Annotated in this window: 23 protein-coding genes and 3 tRNA genes; 15 read left to right on the top strand and 11 right to left on the bottom strand. The window is 69.4% G+C overall.

Translation table 11 applies throughout. The features are described 5' to 3' along the window. Positions 1 to 138: 138 nt before the first annotated feature. Positions 139 to 507: a VOC family protein gene (locus tag FHX33_RS16460; RefSeq protein WP_021763167.1), complete on the bottom strand. Its 369-nt coding sequence runs from the start codon at positions 505 to 507 to the stop codon at positions 139 to 141. Positions 508 to 569: 62 nt separating this feature from the next. On the opposite strand from FHX33_RS16460, the gene FHX33_RS16455 reads away from it, so the two are divergent. Then, the gene (locus FHX33_RS16455) at positions 570 to 1,010 is read left to right on the top strand and encodes a MarR family winged helix-turn-helix transcriptional regulator (protein WP_021763166.1); all 441 of its coding nucleotides are present in this window, start codon (positions 570 to 572) and stop codon (positions 1,008 to 1,010) included. 18 nt (positions 1,011 to 1,028) lie between these two features. Here FHX33_RS16455 and FHX33_RS16450 read toward each other — a convergent pair whose 3' ends face one another. The 3 genes from FHX33_RS16450 to FHX33_RS22210 are packed head-to-tail and all read right to left on the bottom strand — an operon-like array spanning position 1,029 to position 6,135. Then, positions 1,029 to 2,954 carry a DUF2264 domain-containing protein gene (locus FHX33_RS16450; RefSeq protein ID WP_183428737.1) on the bottom strand — a complete coding sequence of 642 codons (1,926 nt, stop codon included), beginning with the start codon at positions 2,952 to 2,954 and terminating at the stop codon, positions 1,029 to 1,031. After that, complete coding sequence (locus tag FHX33_RS16445; RefSeq protein WP_021764907.1) at positions 2,951 to 4,111, bottom strand: substrate-binding domain-containing protein; 1,161 nt, start codon at positions 4,109 to 4,111, stop codon at positions 2,951 to 2,953. The genes FHX33_RS16450 and FHX33_RS16445 overlap by 4 nt, the downstream gene beginning before the upstream one ends. Beyond that, on the bottom strand, positions 4,108 to 6,135 hold the full coding sequence (locus FHX33_RS22210; RefSeq protein WP_183428736.1) for a heparinase II/III family protein: 2,028 nt from the start codon (positions 6,133 to 6,135) through the stop codon (positions 4,108 to 4,110). The genes FHX33_RS16445 and FHX33_RS22210 overlap by 4 nt, the downstream gene beginning before the upstream one ends. A 146-nt stretch (positions 6,136 to 6,281) precedes the next feature. Here FHX33_RS22210 and FHX33_RS16435 point away from each other — a divergent pair, with 146 nt between their 5' ends. From FHX33_RS16435 to FHX33_RS16415, 5 genes are read left to right on the top strand one after another with little or no spacing between them, the layout of a single operon-like run. Continuing rightward, a complete protein-coding gene (locus FHX33_RS16435) occupies positions 6,282 to 7,301 on the top strand; it encodes a hydroxyacid dehydrogenase (protein ID WP_039923648.1) in 1,020 nt (339 codons plus the stop codon). 42 nt (positions 7,302 to 7,343) lie between these two features. After that, entirely contained in the window at positions 7,344 to 8,624 is a 1,281-nt protein-coding gene (locus FHX33_RS16430; RefSeq protein ID WP_183428735.1) for an ABC transporter substrate-binding protein, read from the top strand. Positions 8,625 to 8,628: 4 nt separating this feature from the next. Beyond that, positions 8,629 to 9,567 (top strand): carbohydrate ABC transporter permease, encoded by a 939-nt coding sequence (locus tag FHX33_RS16425; RefSeq protein WP_021765303.1) that lies wholly within the window; start codon positions 8,629 to 8,631, stop codon positions 9,565 to 9,567. Then, a complete protein-coding gene (locus FHX33_RS16420) occupies positions 9,567 to 10,478 on the top strand; it encodes a carbohydrate ABC transporter permease (RefSeq protein ID WP_021765304.1) in 912 nt (303 codons plus the stop codon). Before FHX33_RS16425 ends, FHX33_RS16420 begins: the two co-directional genes overlap by 1 nt. Further along, on the top strand, positions 10,475 to 11,167 hold the full coding sequence (locus FHX33_RS16415) for a hypothetical protein (protein ID WP_021765305.1): 693 nt from the start codon (positions 10,475 to 10,477) through the stop codon (positions 11,165 to 11,167). The genes FHX33_RS16420 and FHX33_RS16415 overlap by 4 nt, the downstream gene beginning before the upstream one ends. Positions 11,168 to 11,182: 15 nt before the next feature. Here the strand turns inward: FHX33_RS16415 and FHX33_RS16410 are convergent, their stop codons facing one another. Together FHX33_RS16410 and FHX33_RS16405 are read right to left on the bottom strand one after the other, a co-directional pair. Next, positions 11,183 to 11,596 carry a hypothetical protein gene (locus FHX33_RS16410; RefSeq protein WP_021765306.1) on the bottom strand — a complete coding sequence of 138 codons (414 nt, stop codon included), beginning with the start codon at positions 11,594 to 11,596 and terminating at the stop codon, positions 11,183 to 11,185. Positions 11,597 to 11,676: 80 nt separating this feature from the next. Then, a complete protein-coding gene (locus FHX33_RS16405; RefSeq protein ID WP_021765307.1) occupies positions 11,677 to 12,510 on the bottom strand; it encodes a LysM peptidoglycan-binding domain-containing protein in 834 nt (277 codons plus the stop codon). Positions 12,511 to 12,584: 74 nt separating this feature from the next. Between FHX33_RS16405 and FHX33_RS16400 the strand changes: the two genes are divergently transcribed. Genes FHX33_RS16400 through FHX33_RS16390 form a run of 3 tightly spaced genes read left to right on the top strand, consistent with a single transcriptional unit; the run spans position 12,585 to position 13,757 of the window. Continuing rightward, on the top strand, positions 12,585 to 12,908 hold the full coding sequence (locus FHX33_RS16400; protein WP_021765308.1) for an ArsR/SmtB family transcription factor: 324 nt from the start codon (positions 12,585 to 12,587) through the stop codon (positions 12,906 to 12,908). 10 nt (positions 12,909 to 12,918) lie between these two features. Next, a complete protein-coding gene (locus FHX33_RS16395; RefSeq protein ID WP_021765309.1) occupies positions 12,919 to 13,383 on the top strand; it encodes an SRPBCC family protein in 465 nt (154 codons plus the stop codon). Continuing rightward, complete coding sequence (locus FHX33_RS16390) at positions 13,380 to 13,757, top strand: VOC family protein (RefSeq protein ID WP_021765310.1); 378 nt, start codon at positions 13,380 to 13,382, stop codon at positions 13,755 to 13,757. Before FHX33_RS16395 ends, FHX33_RS16390 begins: the two co-directional genes overlap by 4 nt. A gap of 10 nt (positions 13,758 to 13,767) precedes the next feature. Here the strand turns inward: FHX33_RS16390 and FHX33_RS21995 are convergent, their stop codons facing one another. Continuing rightward, positions 13,768 to 14,583 carry a glycosyltransferase gene (locus tag FHX33_RS21995; RefSeq protein ID WP_338092041.1) on the bottom strand — a complete coding sequence of 272 codons (816 nt, stop codon included), beginning with the start codon at positions 14,581 to 14,583 and terminating at the stop codon, positions 13,768 to 13,770. Between the two features lie 522 nt (positions 14,584 to 15,105). Between FHX33_RS21995 and FHX33_RS16380 the strand changes: the two genes are divergently transcribed. Together FHX33_RS16380 and FHX33_RS16375 are read left to right on the top strand one after the other, a co-directional pair. Then, positions 15,106 to 15,972, top strand: coding sequence for a hypothetical protein (locus FHX33_RS16380; RefSeq protein WP_039923224.1), 867 nt, complete (start codon positions 15,106 to 15,108; stop codon positions 15,970 to 15,972). A gap of 916 nt (positions 15,973 to 16,888) precedes the next feature. Further along, on the top strand, positions 16,889 to 17,419 hold the full coding sequence (locus FHX33_RS16375; protein WP_155828933.1) for a hypothetical protein: 531 nt from the start codon (positions 16,889 to 16,891) through the stop codon (positions 17,417 to 17,419). Between the two features lie 602 nt (positions 17,420 to 18,021). Here the strand turns inward: FHX33_RS16375 and FHX33_RS16370 are convergent. The 3 genes from FHX33_RS16370 to FHX33_RS16360 form a co-directional block, all read right to left on the bottom strand. Further along, positions 18,022 to 18,094 (bottom strand) — tRNA-Phe (locus FHX33_RS16370). 55 nt (positions 18,095 to 18,149) lie between these two features. Then, a tRNA-Asp gene (locus FHX33_RS16365) sits at positions 18,150 to 18,226 on the bottom strand. A 61-nt stretch (positions 18,227 to 18,287) separates the two neighbouring features. Further along, positions 18,288 to 18,360: transfer RNA gene (locus FHX33_RS16360), tRNA-Glu, on the bottom strand. Positions 18,361 to 18,784: 424 nt separating this feature from the next. On the opposite strand from FHX33_RS16360, the gene FHX33_RS16355 reads away from it, so the two are divergent. Next, complete coding sequence (locus tag FHX33_RS16355; RefSeq protein WP_246397478.1) at positions 18,785 to 19,996, top strand: M23 family metallopeptidase; 1,212 nt, start codon at positions 18,785 to 18,787, stop codon at positions 19,994 to 19,996. Between the two features lie 70 nt (positions 19,997 to 20,066). Then, entirely contained in the window at positions 20,067 to 21,308 is a 1,242-nt protein-coding gene (locus tag FHX33_RS16350; protein WP_183428824.1) for a C40 family peptidase, read from the top strand. A gap of 79 nt (positions 21,309 to 21,387) precedes the next feature. Here the strand turns inward: FHX33_RS16350 and FHX33_RS16345 are convergent, their stop codons facing one another. Continuing rightward, complete coding sequence (locus FHX33_RS16345) at positions 21,388 to 21,879, bottom strand: inorganic diphosphatase (protein ID WP_021764363.1); 492 nt, start codon at positions 21,877 to 21,879, stop codon at positions 21,388 to 21,390. Between the two features lie 46 nt (positions 21,880 to 21,925). Here FHX33_RS16345 and tilS point away from each other — a divergent pair, with 46 nt between their 5' ends. Both tilS and hpt read left to right on the top strand, forming a co-directional pair. Continuing rightward, positions 21,926 to 22,993, top strand: coding sequence for a tRNA lysidine(34) synthetase TilS (gene tilS / locus FHX33_RS16340; protein ID WP_183428732.1), 1,068 nt, complete (start codon positions 21,926 to 21,928; stop codon positions 22,991 to 22,993). A 16-nt stretch (positions 22,994 to 23,009) separates the two neighbouring features. Continuing rightward, positions 23,010 to 23,561 (top strand): hypoxanthine phosphoribosyltransferase, encoded by a 552-nt coding sequence (gene hpt, locus FHX33_RS16335; RefSeq protein ID WP_021762481.1) that lies wholly within the window; start codon positions 23,010 to 23,012, stop codon positions 23,559 to 23,561. Positions 23,562 to 23,664: the final 103 nt, after the last annotated feature.

Raw genomic sequence — 23,664 nt, 5'->3', positions numbered from 1 at the left:
GACCTCCGGCGCAGGAAATCCGCTCGGCGCGTGAACGACCGTTCGTTGCGACCCTGAGACATCGCGCCCTCCTTCTGCTCCCCCTCACTGTAGGCGGAGCGGGTGGCGAAGGGTCGCCACGCTGACGAGGCGGCCTCCTCAGGCGCGGTCGTGCAGTGTGATCTGGTAGCCGTCCGGGTCGGCGAAGGTGAAGGTGCGGCCGAAGGGGCCGTCGATCGGGGCCGCGACGATCGTTCGGCCGTCGGCCACCAGGCGGTCGTGGATCTCCTGGACATCGGTGGCGTGCAGCCAGATCGCTGCGCCGATGCCCGGCTGGGTGACGGCATCCAGGTCGGTGCCCGGGATGAGGTCGCGCAGTGCGAACGCGATCGGGGTCGTCTCGAAGACGACGGCGTGCGGCGGGCCGGCCTGCGAGCGGACGAGGCCGAGGTACTGCTCGTAGAACGCCTGCGACGCGTCCAGATCGCGGACCTGCAGGGAGAGGAAGTCGGGGCCGGTGGCGGGCATGATGTGCTCCTTCGTCGTGTGTCAGTTTTCTGACACGCGCCACTCTATGTCAGAATACTGACATGAGTCAAGACGGCATTGATCTGGACACGTCCCTCGGTTACCTGCTGAAGGAGGCGTCGAGCGCGCTCCGGGCCGCCATGGAGGATGTGCTCCGCCCGCTCGGCATGACGGTGACCCACTACTCCTGCCTCGAACTGCTCGCGCAGCGTCCCGGCCTGTCGAACTCCGAGCTCGCGCGAGGGGCGTTCGTCACGCGGCAGTCGATGAACGTGCTGCTGCAGGCGCTCGAACGGGACGGCTACGTCACCCGGCCGGCCGAGGCTCCGGTCGGCAAGGCGCTTCCTGCACGGCTCACGCCGCGCGGCCGACGCAGCCTCGAGAAGGCGACCGTCGCCGTCCGCTCGGTCGAGGTCAGGATGCTCGGCGGCCTGACGCCCGACGAGCAGGCCGGCGCCTTCCACCTCCTGCAGAGCATCGTCACCTCGCTGCGCGCCGGCTGATCGGCGGCCGCCGACCGCTCAGTCGGCGAGGGGGAGGACGCTGACGGCCCCGTCCGGCCAGGTCACCTCGGCCGTCACGGGACCGGCCGGCGGTCGGAGCAGCTGCAGGCCCGGCGCCGGCAGGGTGTCAGCCGCGCGGCTCAGCGAGAGCGCGACGCCGATCACGTCGTCGACGGCGACGCCGTCGAACTCCGCCCACTCCACGGCCGTGGTGCCGAGCGGCGACGTCCCGTCCTCCGAGTGCGTCGAGACCGTCGCGTCCCCGAGCAGCGGCACGAGCGCGGCGACCGCCTCCTGCCCCGCGGCGACCGGCCAGCCGCTCACCCGGAGGCGGACCGGAGCAGCGGCGCCCTCGTCCGCGAGTCGCCGGACGACCCGCACCTCCCACGGGCCGCGGACGAGCGAGCCGACCAGGAGTCGGGGCCCGTCCGTGATCCGACCCTGCCGTCCCGACCCGTGGTCGGGACCAGCGTCTTCATCCTGCTCGACCCACTGCGTGCGGCCGGACGACGTCGCGAAGGCCGCCGTGCCGTCGTCGCCGATGACTCCGCGCGCGAATCCCGACCGGTTCGTCGAACGCCCCGCATCGTCCACGGCGCCGACCGTGTTGTCGACGGGCGCCTCCACGGTCGGGCCGACCAGCGGCGGGAGGGTGGCCGACGAGTACCCGAGGCGTGCGTACAGCGGGGAGTCCGCGGTGCGGTCGCCCGACAGCCCGTGGTCGGTACCGTGGTTGACGACGCGGACCACGCCGTCGGCGACCGTCCCGCTGACGATCCACCCGGCGGCCCGGATCACGCGGCGCACGTCCGCGCGCTCGACGGGAAGCGGCTCCTCCACCGCGGTCCAGACCTCGTGGTCGGCCGGCAGGGCGAGCCCCAGGAATCCCTTCGCCGCCCAGTAGGGCGACCCGGCGCCCGAATAGGACTGGGCCATCGCGGGCCATTCGCCGAAGAGCCCGACCGACAGGAGGCCGTGCTCATCGACGGCGCCGCGCTCCAGGAAGGCCCGCAGCATGCCCGACGCGCCCCGCCGCAGCGTGCCGGCCGGGAGCCGCGTCGCGCCGGTGACGGCACCCATCCACAGTGGGGCCGCCGCCGCGAACCGGTAGATGAGGCTCCGCCCCTGCAGCACGGGCATGCCGTCGGCGCCGATCAGTGCGGCATGGTCGTCGAGGAAGTCGGTGAGGCGGGAGCGGAAGACCGGCTCCAGGGCCCGGGCCCCGAAGGCGTCGGCACCGGCGGAGTCCGTCCAGAGCAGGGGATACAGGTGCATCGCCCAGCCGCAGTAGTAGTCGAAGGCGCGGAGGGGTCCGTCCGCGTACCAGCCGTCGGTGCGGTAGTACGACTCGATGGTCGCGAGGTCCTGCCGGATCCGCTCGGGGTCGTGCGGGCCGCCGACCGAGGCGAGGAACGTCTCGACGGTGATGCGGAACCACAGCCAGTTGTTGTCGGGGTACCAGCCGTCGGGCGCATCGGCCAGCCACGCGATCACGTTCCGCTGCTCCGACTCGCCCAGGCGGTCCCACAGCCAGGGCCGGGTGAGCTGCAGGCCGAGCGCGATGGAGGCCGCCTCCACCTTGGCCTGGCCGACATCGCTCGGCCGCGGCCAGCGCTCGGGGTTCGCCGGGTCGCATCCCGCGGCGAGACCGCTCCGGTACCACTCGGTGAAGTCGTACGGGTCGTCGCCTCCATCTCCGTGCAGGCGGAAGGCATAAAGCATGAAGGAGCGTGCGAACCCCTCGAGACCGTCGCTCGCCGTGCCGTGCGAGCTGACGATCCCGGGCAGCTGCACGCGGCTGCGGCTGGACGAGAAGTACGGGCGCAGCGAGAGCAGCAGGTGATCCGCGACGGCGGCCCAGTGGTTCCTCGTCCAGCCGGTGATCGGTGAGAGCGTGCGGTCCTCGGGCGGCAGGTCGATGCGGGCGGGGTCGAACGCGGTCATGCGGTCTCGTCTCCTTCGTCGAGGGCGGTGTCGAGGGTGGTGTCGAGGACGGTGGCGTCGGCGATGGACACGGGCAGCGTCGACTGGCGGACGTGCAGTTCGGGGCTGAGCTTCACGCGGTACGCGGGACGCCCGCTGCCGCCCTCCAGCCGCGCGATCAGCAGGTTGACGGCCTCCCGGCCCACGAACTCCTTCGGCGGCCGGACGGCGGTGATGGCGGGATCCCCGAACCGGGCGACGTCGTCGTCGTACGCGACGATGGCGAGGTCGTGCGGCACCCGGACCCCGCGGTCCAGCGCGTGCTGCTCGAGCGCGATGGCGTGCGGGTCAGGGAGGACGATGACCGCCGTGGTGCCGGTGCGGCGGCAGAGGTCGAGGGCCTCGTCCATCGCCTCCTCGCGGCCGGGGGAGTCGAAGCGGATGCCCTGCAGCATGGCCACGTCCGTCGGCAGGTCGAGGGAGGCGAGAGCGGACTGCCAGCCGCGCCGCACGTACCGGCCCGTCGGGCTCTCGCTCTCGATGAAGAGGCCGATGCGCGTGTGGCCCACCTCGTGCAGGTGGTGGACGGCGAGGGAGGCTCCCGCCGTGTGGTCGGAGACGACCGAATCCAGGCGGCGGGCGGCCGCCGCGGTGCGCACGCGCCGTTCGGCCAGCACGACCGGGACGGGAAGGGAGTCCAGCCAGCGCAGCGTCTCGATCGCATCGTCGCCGAGAGTGTCCGGCGCCACGATGAGTCCGTGCAGGCCCGGCACCTTGAGCAGTGCCTCCACCTGCCGCCGGTTGTCCCGCGAGTCGTAGGTGGAGGCGCGCAGCAGCAGCGACGCGCGGAGCTGGGCGGCCTGCGCCCGCGCGCCGTGCACGATCGGCGGCCAGTAGTACTCCAGCGACGGCACGACCATGCCGATCGTGTACTTCGTCGCCATCGGGGCGGCGGACGACCGGGTGCCGGTATCGAGCGAGCTGCGGAGCGTGGCCCCGCCGTGGACGCGGGTCACCAGCCCCTGCTGCGCGAGGGTGTTGATGTCGCGGCGGACCGTCAGCTCGCTGACGCCCAGCTCACTCGCGAGCACGCTCACGCTGACCGCGCCGCGCTCGCGGAGCTGGTCCATGATGCGCTCTCGGCGCTGCACCGAGTAGAGGGGCTCGCGGTTGGTCATCGGATCTCCTCGATGGTCGTGGTCAACGTCCCGGCGGCGCTGCCGAGCGGGTAGCTCAGCCGGGTGAGGCTCGCTCCCCACACGCGTGTGAGCTCGGGATCGTCGAGCGGCCACTCCTCGACCTCCGGTGCGATGCCGCCGGCGTCGATGGCGATCGCGTGGCCGTCGGCGGCGACGATCACGCGAGCTCCGTCGCGCCGCACGTCGCCCGCGGCGATCAGGTGGACGACCGCGCCTCCGGCCACGTGCCAGTCGTCGTGGACCTCGTCCCGGGTGGGGGAGACCAGGCTCACGCGCCGCCGCCAGTGCTCGTCCGCGTCCAACGGGTATGCGCGGCTGAGGTCGAGCTCCAGGCTGTTCGGGAGGTCCGGCGCACCGGGCGGCGTCGACGCGTCGCCCGGTTCCCCGTGCGGGGCATCGAGCACCTGGGCGACGAAGGCCGGCCCTTCGCCCTGCTCGAGCCCCCGTGGCGCGGGCGCGTTGTGCCAGCCGCTCTGCATCGCGCGGATGCGGTACCGCTCGGCGCTGAAGGTCGCCCGCGTGTAGGTCGGCTTGCCGATGTCGATCAGCAGGGGGCGCCCGCCCGCGGTGACGATGAACGATCCGAGGTCCTTGTGGTTGTGGTTCTCGTCGTTCGTGCCGCCCTTCGCGGCGAGCGCGAGGCCCGTCGGATCGCCCGCGCGGCCCCGGCACACGAGCACCTGGACCGAGGGCAGCCAGACGGACCCGGGGAGAGGTGCGGGCGCGGGAGCGGCGTCCCGCCAGCGCGCATCCGTCGCCGCCCGGACGAATCGCGGCAGTCCGCCCGAGACCGGCGCGACCGGCCGACCCGGCTGCCGTGCGCCGCGCGCCCAGTCCACGACCCGGTCGTCGCCAAGGCGCAGGCCCCACCGGAACGGCACGTGCCACGGCTCGTCGTGGTGGCTCCGAGCCCAGCCGTCCGCGACGTTGACGTACCAGTCCGCGCCGAGTTGCATGCGCATCGGGAAGCGCAGGACCTCCGCGATGAGCGGCATCGAGCCCGCGTCGAGGGCTCCCTCGGTCAGCTGTGAGACGAGCTCCAGCAGCTCCAGCATCCGGCCGGCGCCGTTCCACCAGTAGGCGACGCCCTCGTCGATCGCGCCGTCCGCCGGGAGGGTGGCGACGTAGCGGTCCAGGCTGTCCAGCGCGCGGGCGGTCATCGCGGCGACGCGCGCGGGGTCGTCCAGCAGCAGCACGCCCGCGAGGAGCACGTTGCCCAGGATCCACGGGTTCCAGTTGTTGACGTCGCGCCAGTAGCCGAGCCACCACAGGTCGTCGCGCGTCTCGAACGGCGTGAACACCCGCGTCTCCGCCTCGTGCCGGATGCGCTCGCGCACACCGGGCCAGGTGGCATCCCACTCGGTGCCGAGCACCCGGTCGGCGACGGCCAGCTGTGCGACGATCTCCCCGGCGACCAGGTCGAGGTAGGGCGAGGCGGCGTCCGGCACGACGAAGCCGCGTCGGGTGCCGGCGTCGTCGTGGGCGGAGAGCGACCACGTGCTCTGCTCGCAGAGCACGATGGCGCCGTCAGCGGCCTCGTCGACCCACTCGGGCGAGCGCGTCGCGGCCGCCAGCACGACCGCGCGGCTCAGCCGGAGCTGCCGGGCGTCGACGGCCGCCTCGTAGCCGCGCCGGTCGCCGTCGCGGGAGTACCGCGCGAACAGCGACGCGGGGACACCGGGCCAGGGGAGTGCGAGCTCCGCCTCGGCGTCGGCGCGCAACCCGGCGAGCGTCGGTGCGTCGATGCGGTCCCACACGTCGCGGTCCTCGGCGCTCGGGATGCCGCTCCGGCGACGCAGCTCGGCCGTGCCGGCGGTCGCGAACAGCTCCTCGAGCGACCGGGAGCGCATCCGTTCGCCCCAGTGCGAGAACAGCGGCCCCTCGAACGGCCGGGCGCTCGCCTGCGTGCCGGCGGGGGGTGCGGTGTGGGCGCTCACCCGCGAGAACGCGGCGTCTTCGGCGTGATCGTCCTCCGACGTCTGCGGTTGCGAGAGGTGCGGCACCGTTGCCTCCTGAGCTGCGATTGTGTCTGTTTGTGTTCGATCGTGAATGATTGGTTTGTTTGTGACGGGTCTGAGTATGTACTGAGTCTCGCGACGACGCAATGACCAGCGATCGTCGCCCGACGGAAAGGCTGGACCTCGCGGCGATGACCGACATCAACTCCCCCGAAGCGCTCGTGGTGATGGACCGCGACGTGTTCGAGCGCCAGTTCGACGCGCCGCGGCTGGCGCGGCTGCGGCGGCTCGTCCGACTGCCCGAGCCGCTTTTCACCGACGACCTGGACGACCCGGCGCTGGACGCACGGCTGGCGACCGTCGAGGTGCTCCTCACCGGATGGGGCGCGCCTCAGCTCGACGCCGGACGCCTCGACCGCATGCCGCGGCTGCGGGCGATGCTCCACTGCGCGGGCACCGTCCGGCCGCAGGTGACGCCCGACTTCTGGGAGCGCGGCATCCGGGCGTCGTCCGTCGCGGAGGCCAATGCCGTCCCGGTCGCCGAGTACACGCTGGCCGCCATCATCTTCGCGGGCAAGAAGGCCCCGTTCATCGCGGCCGACCCTCAGGTGCGGCGCGATCACGGCCTCCAGATCAGCCGATTCGGCGAGCTCTCCAACCTGGGACGCACCATCGGCGTCGTCGGCTTCAGCCGGGTCGGGCGCCGTGTGGTCGACCTCGTCCAGCAGCTCGAGGGCGTCGTCTGCCTGGTGGCGGACCCGTACGCGGACCCGGCCGAGATCGTGCGGGCGGGCGGCATCCCGACCGCGCTCGACGACCTCCTGCCCCGGGTGGACGTGCTCTCGCTGCACGCGCCGGCGCTCCCCTCCACCCGGCACATGATCGCAGCGCCGCAGTTGGCGGCCTTGCCGGACCACGCCACCCTGGTCAACACCGCGCGCGGCAGCCTGGTCGACACCGCCGCCCTCGAGCGCGAGTGCGCGTCGGGGCGGCTCAACGCCATCCTCGACGTCACCGATCCCGAGCCCCTGCCCGTGGACTCGGTGCTCTATCGCCTCCCGAACGTGATGGTGACCCCGCATCTGGCCGGGTCGCTCGGTTCGGAGCTGCATCGGATGACCGATGCCGCCCTCGACGAACTGGAGCGCTACGCCGCCGGCGAGCCCCTGCTCGACGAGGTCACGAGCGAGGCGCTCCGGCTGAGTGCCTGACTCGACCCTCCCCTTCCACCGATGACAAAGGAGTTATTCCGTATGAAGAGATCACTGATCGCGGCCGGCGCCGCGGCCGCCGCGCTCGCGCTCGGCCTCGCCGGCTGCGCGGGCACCGGCTCGTCGAGCTCGGGTTCGGGCACGGCCGGGTCGACGACCCTACGCGTCGCCGTCTGGAACCTGCAGCAGACGCCGGAGTTCGGCGCGCTGTTCAGCGCCTTCGAGAAGGCCAACCCGTCGATCACCATCCAGCCCGTCGACATCCTCGCCGCCAACTACGAGGACAAGATCACGACGATGCTGGCCGGCGGCGACACCACCGACATCATCACGGTCAAGAACCTGACCGACTACGCCGGCTACGCGCAGAAGAAGCAGCTGGTCGACGTGGCGGACGTCGTCAAGGGCCTCCCGACGGCGGACATCCCGGCGACCGAGAGCTACAAGACGGGCAGCGCCTACTACGCGGTGCCCTACCGCCAGGACTTCTCGGTGCTCTACTACAACAAGAAGATGTTCGCCGACGCCGGCGTCGCGGATCCCGAGAACCTCACCTGGGACGAGTTCGCCGCCGATGCCGCGAAGCTCACCACGGGCGACGGCGCCGACAAGGTGTACGGCGCCTACATCCACACCTGGAACTCGATGGTGCAGGGCTACGCCGCGGCGCAGCAGGACGAGAGCTACGACAAGCCCGACTACTCCTGGATGGCCGACCAGTACAAGCTGACGCTCGGCATGCAGAAGGCCGGCACCATCATGGACTGGGCGACCGCCAACAGCCAGCAGGTGCAGTACAAGGACATGTTCGAGAAGGGCAAGGCCGCGATGGTCCCGATGGGCACCTGGCTCATCGCCCCGCTGCTGGCCGACACCAAGGCCGGCACGACGGATGTGGACTGGGGCATCGCGCCGATCCCGCAGCTGAAGTCCGGCACGAAGATCACCACCATGGGCGGCCCGACCGGCTTCGGCATCAACAAGAACTCGAAGAACACCGCCGCCGCCGAGAAGTTCCTGGCATTCGCGGCGGGGCCGGAGGGCGCCAAGGCGGTCGCCGCCGTCGGCATCGTGCCCGCGTACCACAGCGACGAGATCACCAAGCAGTACTTCGGGCTCGACGGGATGCCGTCGGACGCGCTCTCGAAGACGGCGTTCGACCCCGACGTGATCCGCCCCGACGGCCCCACGGGCACGAACGCCGCGGCGATCGGGACCATCCTGAACCAGGAGCACCAGCTCATCATGACCGGCAGCTCCTCCGTCGCCGACGCGACGGCCGAGATGGCCTCGCGCGTGAAGTCCGACGTGCTCCACCAGTGACGCCATGACCACCATCACGCAACGACGCGCACCCGCCGGGGAGGAGACTCCCCGGCGGGACCGGCGGGACCGGCGGGGTCTGCGCCGCAGCACCCTCATCGGCTGGAGCTTCATCCTCCCGAACTTCCTCGGCTTCGCGCTGTTCACCCTCGTGCCCGTGATCGCGGCCTTCGTGCTCGCGTTCATGAACTGGGACTCGTACAACCCGCCGACCTGGGCCGGGATCGACAACTTCGTGCGGCTGTTCCGCGACGACGACTTCCGTGTCGCGCTGACGAACACGGTGCTCTACGCGCTCGGCCACGTGCCGCTCACCCTGGCGCTCTCGCTCGGCCTCGCCCTCCTGCTGAACCAGAAGCTGCGCGGGATCGCGTTCTTCCGCGTCGCGATCTTCTTCCCCTACATCACCTCGCTCGTGGCGATCGCGATCGTCTGGAACATGCTCTTCGACCCCACCAGCGGGCCGATCAACCAGTTCCTCCACGCCATCGGCATCGCGAACGCCCCGGGCTGGACGGCGAGTACGGCGTGGGCGCTTCCCGCGGTGATCATCACCAGCGTCTGGCGCGACATGGGCTACTACATGGTCCTGTTCCTCGCCGGGCTCCAGGCGATCCCGCGCGAGTACTACGAGGCGGCGCAGATGGACGGGGCGGGCCGCTGGCGCTCGTTCTGGAACGTCACGCTGCCCTCGCTGCGGCCCACGACCTTCCTCGTGCTCGTGCTGCTCAGCGTCTCGAGCTTCAAGGTGTTCGACCTCGTCTTCGTGATGACCCAGGGAGGCCCGGGCCGGGCGACCCTCGTGCTCTCGCAGCTCATCTACCAGGACGGCATCCTGAATGGCGAGTTCGGCTACTCCTCGGCCATCTCGCTCGTCCTCTTCGTGATCGTCCTCGTCGTGACGGTCTTCCAGTTCCGCATCCAGCAGAGACGGGAGCGCTGATGTCCACCCTCACCTCCGACCTCGCCCAGGAGCTCGAGACGGGCCGGTTCCAGCCGGACGCCCCGCTCCCGAAGCCGCGCCGGCGCCGGGTCAAGACCCGGCTGGGGCAGGCCGCCATGTACGTCGTGCTGGTCGTGCTCCTCGGCGTCGTGCTGCTGCCCTTCATCTGGATGCTCTCGTCGTCGCTCAAGAACGACGCCGACGTGCTCACGGTGCCCATCCAGTGGATCCCGAAGGAGTTCGTGTGGAGCAACTACGCGGATATCTGGTCGGCCATCCCGATGGCCGGGTACCTCGCGAACTCGGCGCTGCTCGCGGTCGTCATCACGGTGCTGCAGGTGCTCACCGGCAGCTTCGCCGCGTACGGCTTCTCGAAGGTCCGCTTCCCGGGGCGCGACGCGCTCTTCCTGGCCTACATCGCGACGATCGCGGTGCCCTGGCAGGCGTACATGATCCCGCAGTACATCATGATGCAGAAGGCGGGGCTCACGAACACGTTCACCGCTCTGATCCTGCTCCAGGCCTTCAGCGCGTTCGGCGTCTTCCTGATGCGCCAGTACTACATGACCATTCCGGACGAGCTCAACGAGGCCGCGCGCATCGACGGCCTGAGCGACTACGGCATCTGGGCGCGGATCATCCTGCCCCTGTCGAAGCCGGCGCTCGCTTCCCTCGCGCTGCTCACGTTCGTGAACACGTGGAACGACTACATGGGGCCGTTCATCTATCTGTCGAGCAACGAGCTCTGGACCGTGCAGATCGGGTTGCGGTCGTTCATCGGCCAGTACTCGGCGCAGTACGCGATGATCATGACCGGCTCGGTGATCTCGATCGTCCCCATCCTGGCGATCTTCCTGGCCGGCCAGCGCTACTTCATCGCCGGCATCGCGACGAGCGGGATGAAGGGATGAGCGGCACGACGGCGCGCGCACCGCGCGGCCTCGCCCGCTTGCGCCACGAGACCCTGGACACGATCTTCGGGTACGTCTACGCCATCCTCATGGTGGACCTGCTGCTCGTCGTCGCGAACCTCCCCCTCGTGGGGATGCTGCTCGTCGCCCGCGACGCGCTGCAGGCGTGGCCGGTCGTCCTCGTGCTGTCGCTGACCGTCTCGCCGTCGCTCGCGGGGGCGTTCGAGGTCTACCGGTCCCTCGGCGACGGGAGTCCGCGTCCGTTCGCGGCGTTCTGGCGCGGGTATCGGCGGCGCGGTGCGGCCGCCGCGGTGCTCGGTCTGGCCGCGGCCGCCGTCGTCGGGTTCGTGCTCTACGACGGCGCCATCATCGCGGGCACCGTCTGGGCCGTCCTCCTCGGGCCGACGCTGCTCGTTGTCGCCCTCGTGGCGGTGGCCACGACGCTGACGGCCATCGCCGGCCTCACCGTCTTCGAGCGGGCGTCCGTGCGGGCGATCGCGAAGGCCGCCCTCTACGTCGCGGTGCGCCGCTGGTACTTCAGCGCGCTCGCCCTGGTGCTGGTCGGCCTGAGCGTCGCGGCGCTGCTCGCGCAGCCCGTGCTCGGGATGCTCGCCCCCGGCCTCCTCCTCTACGCCGTGTTCGCGAACGCGCACTACGGCTTCCGGCAGGTGCTGCAGAAGAAGGGATGAGCGGCGCGCGGCGTCTCAGCGGCCGACCGCGCTCCGCAGCACGGCGGCGATCCGCTTCTTGTCGGCGTCGCCCAGCTTCGCGACCGCATAGCCGACCGGCCACAGGTCGCCGTCATCGAGCTGCGCGGCGGGCTGGAACTCGATCGTGGCGTAGCGCATCTTGAACTTCGAGCCCGGCTTGAAGGCGACGACGGTCTTGCCGTCGGCGTCGGCGTACGCCGGCATCCCGTACCAGGTCTTCGGCGCCAGGGACGTGTTCTCGGCGACGAGCTGGTGGAAGGTCTCGGCGAGTTCCTTGTCGTTCCCGGTGAGCGCCGCGATCGCGGCCTCGCACGCGGCAGCAGCATCCGCGCCCGCTTGCGCAGCCTTCTTCTCCGCGACGGCCGCCTTCATCGCGGCCTTCTCCTCTGCAGTGAACGTCGTCGCCATGGTGTCTCCTTCGTCGGTCGATCTGACGATCAATCTACGACCGGGGCAACGGAGCGCGCTTCTCCAAAACTGCTCGTTGGTCAGCGACGAGCCGGGTCGAGGTTGACGCCGATGCCGGTCGTCAGCTGCGGTTCGAAGGAGTCCATCAGCAGTTCCGGGTTCAGCCAGACCAGTTCGGCCTCGGTCAGGCCGAAGCGGCGCGAGACCTGGTACACCGTGTCATTCGAGCTCGGGACGTAGTAGGCGAGGGTGCCACCGTCGACGACAGTACGACCGCGCGCATACGTCTCTGAGCCGCCGTCGACGGCGCGCAGGCTCGGGAACGAGGACGGGAGGTTCCAGGTGATCGTTGCCGCGGCCATCACGCGTCCGTCGCCCGCGGGGCGTTCCACCAGCGAGTGCAAGAAGGTCGGATCGCCGGCGGCCGGTGAGTCCAAGGCCAGCCTCAGCACCAGCTCACCGTCGGCGTCGGTGGGCTTCGGCTCTGCGATCAGGCCGAAGAAGGCTTCATATTGGATGTTCTCCGGCTTGCCGTCGTATCGCTGTCCGGTCAACAGGAGGTCGATCCCGGTCAGGTCGGCGCTGGCGGGGTCGTCCGGGCGGATGCGAACCTCGATGCCGCGGTCGGGACGGACCACGACACGCAGGCTGCCCGTCACCGGATGCTCGGCGACGGGAGCAGAGATCGGCTCGTGGTCGACGACGCGGAGCTCGCCCGTGCCGATCGTCTGACCGGCGACCAGGAGGTTGGGGAGCTGCGCCGCGACCGGCTCGGTGTCCGACTCCTTCGCTTCCCGCGTCGGGGTCGGCGTCGAGTGGACGGGAGGATCGATCAGCGCGCATCCGGTCATCAGTCCCGCAACGCACGCTACGACAACGGCCGCGGCGACGCGGCCGGCCCCCCACCTCATCATGGCTCGACATTAGCAACCCCGTCCACGGTGCAAACAGTCTTGACACGACACTTCCATAGCGGATACTTAAGCACATGGTTAAGTATGCGGACGCCGTCTTCCACGCGCTCGCCGATCCGACCAGGCGGCTGATGGTAGAGCGCCTGGCCGAGGGGCCGGCGACCGTCAGTGAACTCGCGCGCCCGCTGCCGATGTCGCTGCCGGCGGTCGTCCGGCACCTCCGGATCCTGCAGGACAGCGGCCTCGTCCGCAGCAGCAAGACCGGACGCGTGCGGACGTGCCGCCTCGACCGCGACGTGTTCGACGACGCCGCTTCCTGGTTCGGCGCGCAGCGTCGGCACTGGGAGGCGCGACTGGACCGGCTGGGGGAGTTCCTCGACTCCTCCGACGACGAATAGGAGATCAGCAGTGAACAGCAGCAGCACCGTGCACGACACGATGGTCCTCGAGCGCGTCTACGCCGCGGACGTCACGCGCGTCTTCGCCGCGTGGTCCCATCCCGACGCCAAGCGCGTCTGGTTCTCGGGAGGGGATGGCGGCGGCGAGTACTCCCTCGACTTCCGCGTAGGCGGTCGCGAGCTCTCCCGCGCCGCCCTGGAGGGCGGAGGAGACGTCTACACCTACGACGCCGTCTACCAGGACATCGTCCCCGGCCGGCGTCTCGTCTACACGAACCACATGCTGCGGAACGCCGACCGCATCTCCGTCTCCCTGACCTCGGTCGAGTTCCTGCCCGACCCCGCCGGGACGCGACTGGTCCTCACCGAGCACGGCGTCTACCTCGACGGCCTGGACCAGCCCGAGTATCGCAGGCAGGGCATCGCGCTGCAGCTCGAGGCCCTCGACGCGTTCCTCAGCGAGGGTGCGCGATGACGCTCACGACGCGGGTGCTGAGCGTGACGGTCCCCGTCCCGGATCAGGATGCGGCACTGGCGTTCTACCGCGACGTGCTGGGCTGCGAGGTGCGGTACGACGGCGAGCCCTGGCCGGGCGCCCGGATGATCGAGGTCGTCCCGCCCGGATCCTCGGTCGGCATCGTGCTCCTCCCGGCCGACAGCGAGATCCCCGTGGCGCTGCGGCTCGAGACGCCCGACGCCCACGCCGCGTTCGCGCGCGTCCAGGAGACAGGCGTCGCCCTCCACAACCACGAGCCCATCACCATCGGCGACGGCACCCCGATGTTCTTCTTCGACGACCCGTTCGGCAACGGGCTCGTCTACATCGAGGAGAGGAGTGCGGAGGGGTGAGCGGGGTCTCCTAGGGGAGTGACGCGAGGAGGGCTTCCGTGTGCTCGACGACCTCTCGGGGGCCGTCATGCCGGCGGAGCGCCTCGCCGATGCGTTCGGCGGCCGTCCGGTACGCGGAGGCGCCGGAGACCCGCCGCCATGCGCGCAGGATCGCGCGGGGAGACGGTGTTCCCGTGTGCAGATTCACCCCGGCGCCGGCCCAGGCGACGCGGGCTGCGACTTCCGGCTTGTCCAGGTCTCCGCCGGCGACCACCAGGGGCACGCCGTTGTGCAGCGCCGCCAGCACGCCGCCCCACCCGCCGTTGGTCACCATCACGTCGACGCGGGGCAGCAGTCGATCGTACGGAAGCAGGTCGGCGACGCGGGCGTTCGGCGGCGCAGGGAACGGCAACGCGCTGTTCCCGCGCACTCCCGTCGCGACGGCGAGCTGCACCCGCTGACGTCCGAGGGCTGCGAATGTCGGCCGGATGAGGTCGGCGGGATCAACATTCTGCGTGCCTTGGGTCACGTGCACCACAGGACGCGGGTCCGCGAGCGATTCCGGCCACCACGCGGGCTCCGGGATTCCGCTGCCGGTATGGTCCGCGAGTTCGCCGACCCAGACGATCCGACCGGGCCACTGCGGGCGGGGGTACTCCAGCTGCTCGACGCCGCTGGCGCACACCAGCTCGCGCGAGTACAGCGCCTCCTGGAAGGTGAGTGCGGTGGGCGGAAGGCCGGCGAGGGCGCGCTGCTCGTGGAACGCGCTCTGAATCGGGCGGGCGGTCCCGCAGGCGGCCGAGTGCCGAGGTCGCCGGTTGCAGGCCCAAGCCGGGCGGCGGCGCACCCGGGGACGGCGTCGCGAGAGGGACGAGCGCGACCGTGACCCGCGGTGTGCCGGTCTTTTCGGCGGCCAGGTGCGCGCCGAGGGAGAGGCCGTCGGCGACGAGGACATCCCAGGGCCGCGCGTCGAACGACGCCGTCAGGTCGGCGCACTGCGCTGCTCCCGTTCGGACGAACAAGTCCTCGACGTTGACGATCATCTGCAGCGGGCCCTTCCGGCCACGCAGCCGCGGGAATGTCGCCGGCAGATCGTTCTCATCGAAGTCCGGCGCCCTCTCCCACAGCACCGGTTCCGCCCCGTCTGTGCGGAAGACGTCGGCGTGGGCCGAGCCCGTGTACACGCGCACCCGATGCCCTGCCGCAACGAAGGCGCGCACGACTGCGCGCATGGGCGCGACGTGGCCGGCGAACGGCATGACCGCGAGCATCACCTCTGCCATGACAGCCATGGTGAGGCATACGGGCCGGACGGCGCCAGAGCGGTGACGGGTTCACCTCGCGGCAGACACGGTCCATGATGGACGTGATGGCAGATCGCGTCTCTCCACAGAGGATCCTCGAGCACGTCCAGCGGCTCGGCGAGCAGCATCCGCCGATCGCTCTCGACGCGGTCGACCGTGACGTCCGCGCACCGGGGGCTGTCGCCGATCGTTACGGTCACGTCATCGACTACCTCGCGCGGGTGGAGCTCGAAGTCGACCGGAACGTGCTCGAACTGCTCGTGCTTCTGCCGGACGTGCACGAAGTCGACCGCCTGTTCTACGCCGACGTGTGGCAGCCGCAGGAGATCCAGCACGGACTGATCCTCGACCGTCTGCAGCAGGATCTCGGCCGGCCGGCCGCTCAACCCGAGCTCGCCGTCTCGTTCAAGATCAAGATCATGGGCGCCCTCGCGCACTTCTCGTCGATCCAGGACATCGCGCGGCTGCTCTACTACCTGACCGGCGCGAGCACCGAACGGCAGGCGGTGCTGGCGTACAACGTCCTCTACGACGGGATGCTGGACCTCGGCGAGGCCGCGATCGCCGAGACGATCATCAGCCCGATCCGCAGGCAGGAGCCGGGTCACTTCGCGTTCTACCGGATGAGCGCGACCCAGCTCGTGCAGAGCGGCGAGCTCAAACCGTGGCAGCTCTACCTGGCGCGCATCCTGCGAGAGAAGACGTACAACCTCGTCGGCACGAACGGCCAGGACCGCTATCGCGCCCAGATGGGCGGTGTGGCGAGCGTGCTCGGCTTCGCCGACGATCTCGAGAAGTACGCACGCGAGGTCGGCCGGATCGAAGCGCAGCTGCTCTGGGCGGAGCAGAGCGGCATGCAGTTTCCCCCGTACGTGCTCAAGGCCCTGAAGGAGAGCATCGACCTCTACCGGGAACACGGGTTCGACGCCTGAAGCAGGCTTCCATCGAGCCCCGAAAGCGAACGAAAAACCCCCGGCATCCGCAAGGGATCCGGGGGTTCTCTATTCCGCTGTGGCTCCGACCGGCATCGATCCGGTGACCTTTCGATTTTCAGTCGAAGTTAGGACGTGACATAGGCTCTCGTATGGTGACAGATCGTCAATTTCCCGCGGAAGTAGATGCTTTGAGATCATCTGAGATTGCGATAGATCTCAGGCGTTTGTAGTCAAATGTAGTCACGAGGGGTTTGCGCAAGGTCCTCGCAATTGCCCCGATGGGGACCGTTGTCCCTCGGAGCAGCTATGCCACCGGCGCGAATGCGAGTGTCGTCGCCGGCCGGTCCCAAATGTGTCACGATCCCTAGACAGATGACGAACACCGACGAGGGCATGGACGGTGCCGCCGCCGTGGTACTGCGGGCGCGTGGATGGGCTGGAAGAGCATCACCGCAGCCGGCGATCACTGTTCTGGTGATGTTCGGCGACGGGTTGCTCATGTCTGGCGCTCAGGCCAGCGGATGCGGCGGCTGGCCCTGAGGTCGGAGTGTCGTGTTGAGGCCCATTTTGGGGTAGTCAAATAGTCGCATTCTGTAAAGCCTCTCAGCGGCACATGCTTGTTGCCCGGTTTGGTTACCGCTTGAGTTTCGATTGCTGCGCAGCTGGGACACTATTCGGGGGCACCACTCGCGAAGCGAGAAAATGGGGGAGCCGTGCAGCTAGCCGTGACCAAGTTCGCCGCTGGGGATTACACACTCGGAAGGTCGGATCAGTATGGTCAGCGGATCAACATCAACATCACGCTCAGAGGTCAAGGGGCTGCCGCTGGGCGATCTACTGAACTCGTTTCGGGATGGATGATTCGGGGAGACGGTTCGATCACCTTGAACACTCCGTTCAGCGGGTTCGCCAAATGACGCCGGTCAACCCCTACGACCGAGTGCGTTTGATTACCGATCGATATCGGTCGAGCGGTGCGCCAATAGACACGATTGGTTATGTGCTTGAGGTGTATCTGGATGGTGGGCTTGAAGTTGAGGTTTCCGACCCCGCGAGTGGGGTGACTCGGGCGCTTCTTTCGGTGAGGCCGGAGGATGTTGAACCCGCAGACGAGCTCTTGGTCAGGCTCATGGCATCTGTCCGGGCACTCGCTGCGAACCCGACAGTTCAGCTTGAAAGTCTGGCATCGATGGGACCTGGTGCGGGCGGAGACGAACTCACAATCGAGTTCGACCGGCTATTTCGGCCTGCGGTTGCACTTCTCTCCAGTTCACCTCGTGACAGGGCTTACATGCTCAGGCTTGCCGATCTGGATGACTGGTTGGCGTCCCTGCGTAATAGGAGTGATCCGTCGCTGTGGACTGCCGAGGCGATTGCGCGTTCTGACGAGTGGACCAAACTGCGCGAGCTCGCATCGGCGGTGTTGCTTGAGCGTGGTGATTAGCTGCTGTGGAACGGGCTGAAGGAGCCTGACCCGCTTTCCCGGACACGGTCGTTGTGTTGATCATGCGCGATTTCGGCAGCGGTGTGAAGGGCGTCCTACGAGACCGCAGCGGGCAAGCGATATCGGGTCCAGTACCGGACGCCCGACCATCGCAACACGATGAAGCGCGGGTTCACCACGAAGCACGCGGCGGAACTCTTCCTCTCGTCGGTCAACGTCTCGCAAGCCAAGGACGAGCGGGTCGACCCAACGAAGGCGAGAACCCGGTCTCTCACGTGGCTAAGGAGTGGTTTCGAGCGCAGGTGCATGTGAAGTCGACGACTCGCTCGGGTTACCGCTTCACCTCGACAAATACGTGCTTCCTCGTTGGGGCAACATCCGGCTAGTGGACGTTCGGCACGGCGACGTCCGATCGCGGGTGGGGGAACTCTCGACGCCGATCTCTTCGACGATGACCTTGACGAGGTTGCGAACGCTCTCGATGCCCAAGCGGCGAAGTCAGGTGTAGTCAAGATGGAGTCAAACGGCGATCCGACTGCTTTGACGGGCCAACGAAAGACCCCCGGCATCCGCAAAGGATCCGGGGGTTCTCTATTCTGCTGTGGCTCCGACCGGCATCGATCCGGTGACCTTTCGATTTTCAGTCGAACGCTCTACCAACTGAGCTACAGAGCCTCACCGCCGAGGCGGTGATAGACGAAAGCCCTTCCGAGGGAAGGGCTTGTCGCCATGGCGACCCTGACGGGACTTGAACCCGCGACCTCCGCCGTGACAGGGCGGCACGCTAACCAACTGCGCTACAGGGCCAAACTGTTATTCGATTTTTCGTGTTCCATACTACGTGACGTCCACCGCTCGCGAGGACGGGTGACCCCAACGGGATTCGAACCCGTGCTGCCGCCGTGAAAGGGCGGTGTCCTAGGCCGCTAAACGATGGGGCCGGGTTGTCTCGATCCACTTTCGTTTCTCGACGACCACCGACGCATAAGCATACGGAAGATGGTGGCCGAACGCCAATCGGGGTTGCATCCCGGGCGGGTCAGGCCTATACGCGCGCTCCGGGAGGGCGGGCCGATCGGGCGACGCCCCACGGAAATGCCCCGGTTCGGCGGGTCTCCGTGGGTAGATTGCGACCGACGGCTCCCCCCGCCGTCCGCGTGAGTCACGCGCCGCCGACCCCTGCCGCCACCCACCGACCCTGGGCTTCGCGCGCGCATGTTGGTAAAGTTGCACGAGTTGACTAGCGATACCCGTGCGACTGGTGTGACAAACGAGATGAAAACGATACGTGAGCGAAGCGGGTTCGAGGTGGCGATGAGACGCGAGACGAGTGGATTCGGGGAGAAGGTCCCCAGGAAGCGCCGGATGTCTGTGCGCGCCGGGATCGCCGCCGTCGCCATCGCGGTGCTGGCCGCGGTCGGATCCGTCGCCCCCGCCTACGCGGACAACTACCCCAGCTGGCAGGACGTGCAGAACGCGAAGGCCAACCAGGCCACCGCGTCCGCCCAGGTCGACAAGATCAACGGCCTCATCTCGCAGCTGAAGAGCGAGGTCGCCTCCACGCAGGCCGAGGCCGTGAAGCGCGGCGCCGAGCTCCAGGTCGCCGAGGCCAAGTTCGACGAAGCGAACATGAAGGCCCAGGAGCTCGAGAAGCAGGCCGCCGCCAGCCAGAAGAAGGCGGACGACGCCAGCACGCAGGCCGGAAAGGTCGCCGCGCAGCTCTACCGCACCGGCGGGCGCAACCTCACCGCCAACCTCTTCCTGAGCGGCAACGGCGCCTCCGGCACGAACCCCGACAAGCTCCTCTCCGACCTCGGCAGCATGTCGAAGCTGGCCGAGCAGTCCAACCGCGTCTACACCGACGCGAAGGCCGCGCAGAACACGGCCAACGCCCTCTCCGACCAGGCCGACGTGGCCAAGGCCGAGCGCTCCAAACTGCAGGTCGCCGCCCAGGCCGCGATGCAGGCGGCGATCGAGGCGGCCAAGGCCGCGCAGGACAAGCTCGCGGAGCAGCAGAAGCAGATCGTCGTGATGCAGGCGCAGCTCGCTGCGCTGACCGACGCCACCGCCAAGACCGTCGCCGGCTACGAGGCCGGCGTCGCGGCGGCAGCGGCGGCGGCAGCGGCCCGCGGCTCGGGCGGCCTCCCGGGCGGCTACGTCGGCCCGCAGGGCTGGGCGGTCCCCGCCGCCGGCCCCATCACGGACGGCTTCGGCTCCCGCCCGTCGCCCGGCGGCGTCGGCAGCACGTACCACATGGGCATCGACATCGGCGCCTCCTGCAACTCGCCCATCTACGCGGCGTACGGCGGCACCGTGATCTACGCGGGACCCAACGGCTCCTACGGCAACTTCGTCCTGATCGACAACGGCGGCGGTATCAACACCGGGTACGCCCACATCCGCGACGGCGGCATCCTGGTCGGCATCGGCCAGTCCGTCAGCGCCGGCCAGCCGATCGCCCGCGTCGGGACCACCGGCGCATCCACCGGATGCCACCTGCACTACGAGGTGCGGGTCAACGGCAACAAGATCGACGGCATCCCGTTCATGAGAGACAGGCAGGCACCTCTTGGCTGAGAACGACAAGACCGCGACCCCCGACCGGTCGTCGCGCACCCGCACCGGACTGGCGATCGGCGCCGGAGTCATGGGCGCCGTCACCGCGTCGATCGGCATCGTCACACCCGCGCAGGCGGTCGACTACCCGTCGTGGAACGACGTGCAGCAGGCCAAGTCGAGCGTCGCGAACCAGCAGGCGATGGTGGCGAACATCACGGCACTGATCGGCACGCTGCAGTCGAGCGTCGACGCCGCGAACATCGCCTCCGCCAAGGCGGCCGAGACCTACCTGCAGGCCAAGCTCGCCCTGGACCGCGCCACCGAGAAGGAGGCCGACCTGCAGAAGCAGGCGACCGCCGCGGCCGACAAGGCGAAGACCTCTCAGATGCGCGCCGGGCTCCTCGCATCCCACCTGGCGAAGTCCGGAGGTGGCGGCGACGTGACGAGTCAGCTCATGCTGAACGGCGGAGGCTCCGGCTCCGAGGCCGACAAGCTCCTGTTCCAGCTCGGCACGATGAGCAAGCTCACCGAGCAGTCCAAGGCTGTCTACGACCAGGCCACGAAGGACAAGAACGCCGCCGAGTCGCTGAAGGCGCAGGCCACGTCGGCGAAGACCGCGCGACAGGACCTCGCGACCCAGGCCGACACCGCGCTGGCGGCGGCACAGTCTGCTCAGAGCGCCGCCGAATCGGCCCTCTCGCAGCAGCAGAGCAAGTCGACGGAGCTGGTCGCCCAGCTGGCGACCCTGAAGAACACATCGGCCCAGGTGGAGGCCGCGTACCTCCAGGGCGAGCAGGTCAAGGCGGCGCAGGAGGCGCAGCGCAAGGCGGCGGAGGCGGCTGCTGCTGCGGCCGCCAACCCCCCGGCGAGCTCGGGAGGCGGCGGTGGCGGTTCGTCCTCCGGCGGCGGTTCGTCCTCCGGTGGCGGTGGCGGAGTGGTCGCCCCGCCGAACGGCAACGTCGTGCAGACCGCGATCGCCTTCGCGCGCTCGCAGCTCGGCAAGCCATACGTGCTCGGCGGCGCGGGCCCGAACACCTGGGACTGCTCCGGCCTCACCATGAAGGCCTACGCCTACGCGGGCGTCTACATCGGCGCCCACTCGGTCAACGACCAGTACTACACCGCCCGCAACAAGGGCCAGCTCGTCTCCTACGGGGCGAAGCAGGCCGGCGACCTGATCTTCTGGGGCAGCGGCCCGGGCGATTTCTACCACGTCGGCATCTACATCGGGAACGGCCAGATGATCGCCGCTCCCACCGAGGGCGACGTCGTCAAGGTCCAGTCCGTGTGGGGCTCCCCCTGGTCCCAGGTGGCGCGCCCGTCGGCCTGACCGAGCACAGGAATAACGCTCCCGATCGACTCGATCGGGAGCGTTTTCGCTGTGCTCGCGGGCGACGGGCCCGCCGGGCTCAGTGGCCTTCGGCCTTCAGCTTCTCGAAGCCGGCCTCGACGATCTTCTCGGCCTCGGCGGCGTCGCCCCAGCCCTCGATGTTGACGAACTTGTTCGGCTCGAGGTCCTTGTAGCGGGCGAAGAAGTGCTCGATCTCCTTGCGGGTCTGCTCCGGGACGTCGGTGATGTCCTGGATGTGCGTCCAGCGCGGGTCCTTCGCCGGCACGACGACGACCTTCGCGTCGCTGCCCGCCTCGTCGCTCATGTTGAGCACGCCGACCGGGCGGACCTTGACGCCCACGCCGGGGAACGCCGGGTACTCGAGGAGCACGAGGGCGTCCACGGGGTCGCCGTCCAGACCCAGGGTGTTCTCGAAGTAGCCGTAGTCGGTCGGGTAGACGAAGCTCGTGAAGAGCACGCGGTCCAGGTAGACGCGTCCCGTCTCGTGGTCCACCTCGTACTTGTTGCGGCTCCCCTTGGGGATCTCGATGACGACGTCGTATGCGGCCATGTGCCGTTCTCCTTAGCTCTCGGAAAGACTGCAATAACGTTACTGGATGCACGTCAACGGTTCCCCTGAGCGTCGCCCCCGCCTCACGCCCCCGATCGCGGACGCCCGCCGCGCGGTCCGTGACGCGCTCTCCGCGGCCGCCGCCCTGCCCGCACCGGACCCGCACGACGACCACGGCCCGCGCCGTCCGCATCCCCTCGCTCCGGGCGCGCTCGTGCTCGTCGGACTGAGCGGGGGAGCGGACTCCCTGGCCCTTGCGGCGGCGACGGCCTTCGAGGCGCCGCGTGCCGGCTACCGGGCGGGCGCCCTCATCGTCGACCACGGCCTCCAGGAGGGCAGCGCGGCCGTCGCCGAGCGGGCCGCTGCGCAGGCGCGCGAGCTCGGCCTCGACCCGGTGCTGATCGAGCGCGTGACCGTCGACAGAGCCGGCGGCCCGGAGGGCGCCGCGCGCGCCGCCCGCCACGCCGCCTTCGACCGGGCACGCGCCGCGACGGGGGCGGAGCGCATCCTGGTCGCCCACACCCTCGACGACCAGGCCGAGACGGTGCTGCTCGGCCTCGCCCGCGGCTCCGGCCCCGGAAGCCTGCAGGGGATGCTGACGGACACGGGGACCCTGCTGCGCCCGTTCCTCGCCCTGCGGCGGGAGGCGACGCGGGCCTTCTGCGCCGACTCCGGGCTGGAGCCATGGGACGACCCGCACAACGACGACCCGTCCTTCACCCGCGTGCGCGTGCGTCACGAGGTGCTCCCGGTGCTCGAGCGTGAACTCGGACCGGGCGTCGCCGAGGCGCTCGCCCGAACCGCCGAGCAGTTGCGCGAGGACGACGAGGCGCTCGACGGTCTCGCGCTCGAATGGGCGCTGGAGCTCGTCAGCCAGACCGACGACGGCGCCGTCGCGCTCGACGTGCGCGGGCTGGCCGCCGACCCGCCTGCGCTGCGCCAGCGCATCATCCGGCTCGTCGTCTCGGCCGAGTTCGGCGTCTCGCTCACGCGCACCCACACGCTCGCCGTCGCCGAGCTCATCACCGACTGGCACGGCCAGGGTCCGCTCAGCCTGCCAGGCATTAGAGTTGAGAGGCAGAACGGGCTGCTCACGTTTCACCCCAACAGCTAAGGACAGCACCTCCCCCATGGAACTCACGGACGTCGCGAACGACCTGACCGAGATTCTGATCACCGAGGAGCAGATCCGCTCCCGCCTCGCCGAGCTGGCACGGGAGGTCGAACGCGATTACGCGGGCAAGGACGTCCTGCTGGTCGGCGTCCTCAAGGGCGCGGTCATGGTCATGGCCGACCTCTCGCGCGAGCTGAAGCTCTCGGTCACCATGGACTGGATGGCCGTGAGCTCGTACGGCAGCGGCACCCAGTCGAGCGGCGTCGTCCGCATCCTGAAAGACCTCGACACCGACCTGAGCGGCAAGACCGTGCTCATCGTCGAGGACATCATCGACTCCGGCCTCACGCTCTCCTGGCTGATCGCGAACCTGCGCAGCCGCGGCCCGGAGTCGATCGAGATCTTCACGCTCCTCCGCAAGCCGGAGGCGGCGCGCGTCGACATCGACGTGAAGTACGTCGGCTTCGACATCCCGAACAAGTTCGTCGTGGGCTACGGCCTCGACTACGCCGAGCGCTACCGCACGCTGCGCGGCGTGGGCATCCTCGCCCCCTCCGTCTACAGCTGAGCGACCCCGGCTCGCCCGGCGGCCGCCGAGTGGGCGGGATGTGCACGTGAGAACGCCGAGTGGGCGGACTATTCGCCCACTCGGCGTTCCGCTGCGTGGAGTA

Origin of the sequence: Leifsonia aquatica, from assembly GCF_014190775.1 — a bacterium.
Lineage (GTDB): Bacteria > Actinomycetota > Actinomycetes > Actinomycetales > Microbacteriaceae > Leifsonia > Leifsonia aquatica.
Note: the sequence above shows the minus strand (reverse complement) of the source record. Positions and strands in the feature narration are given on the sequence as shown.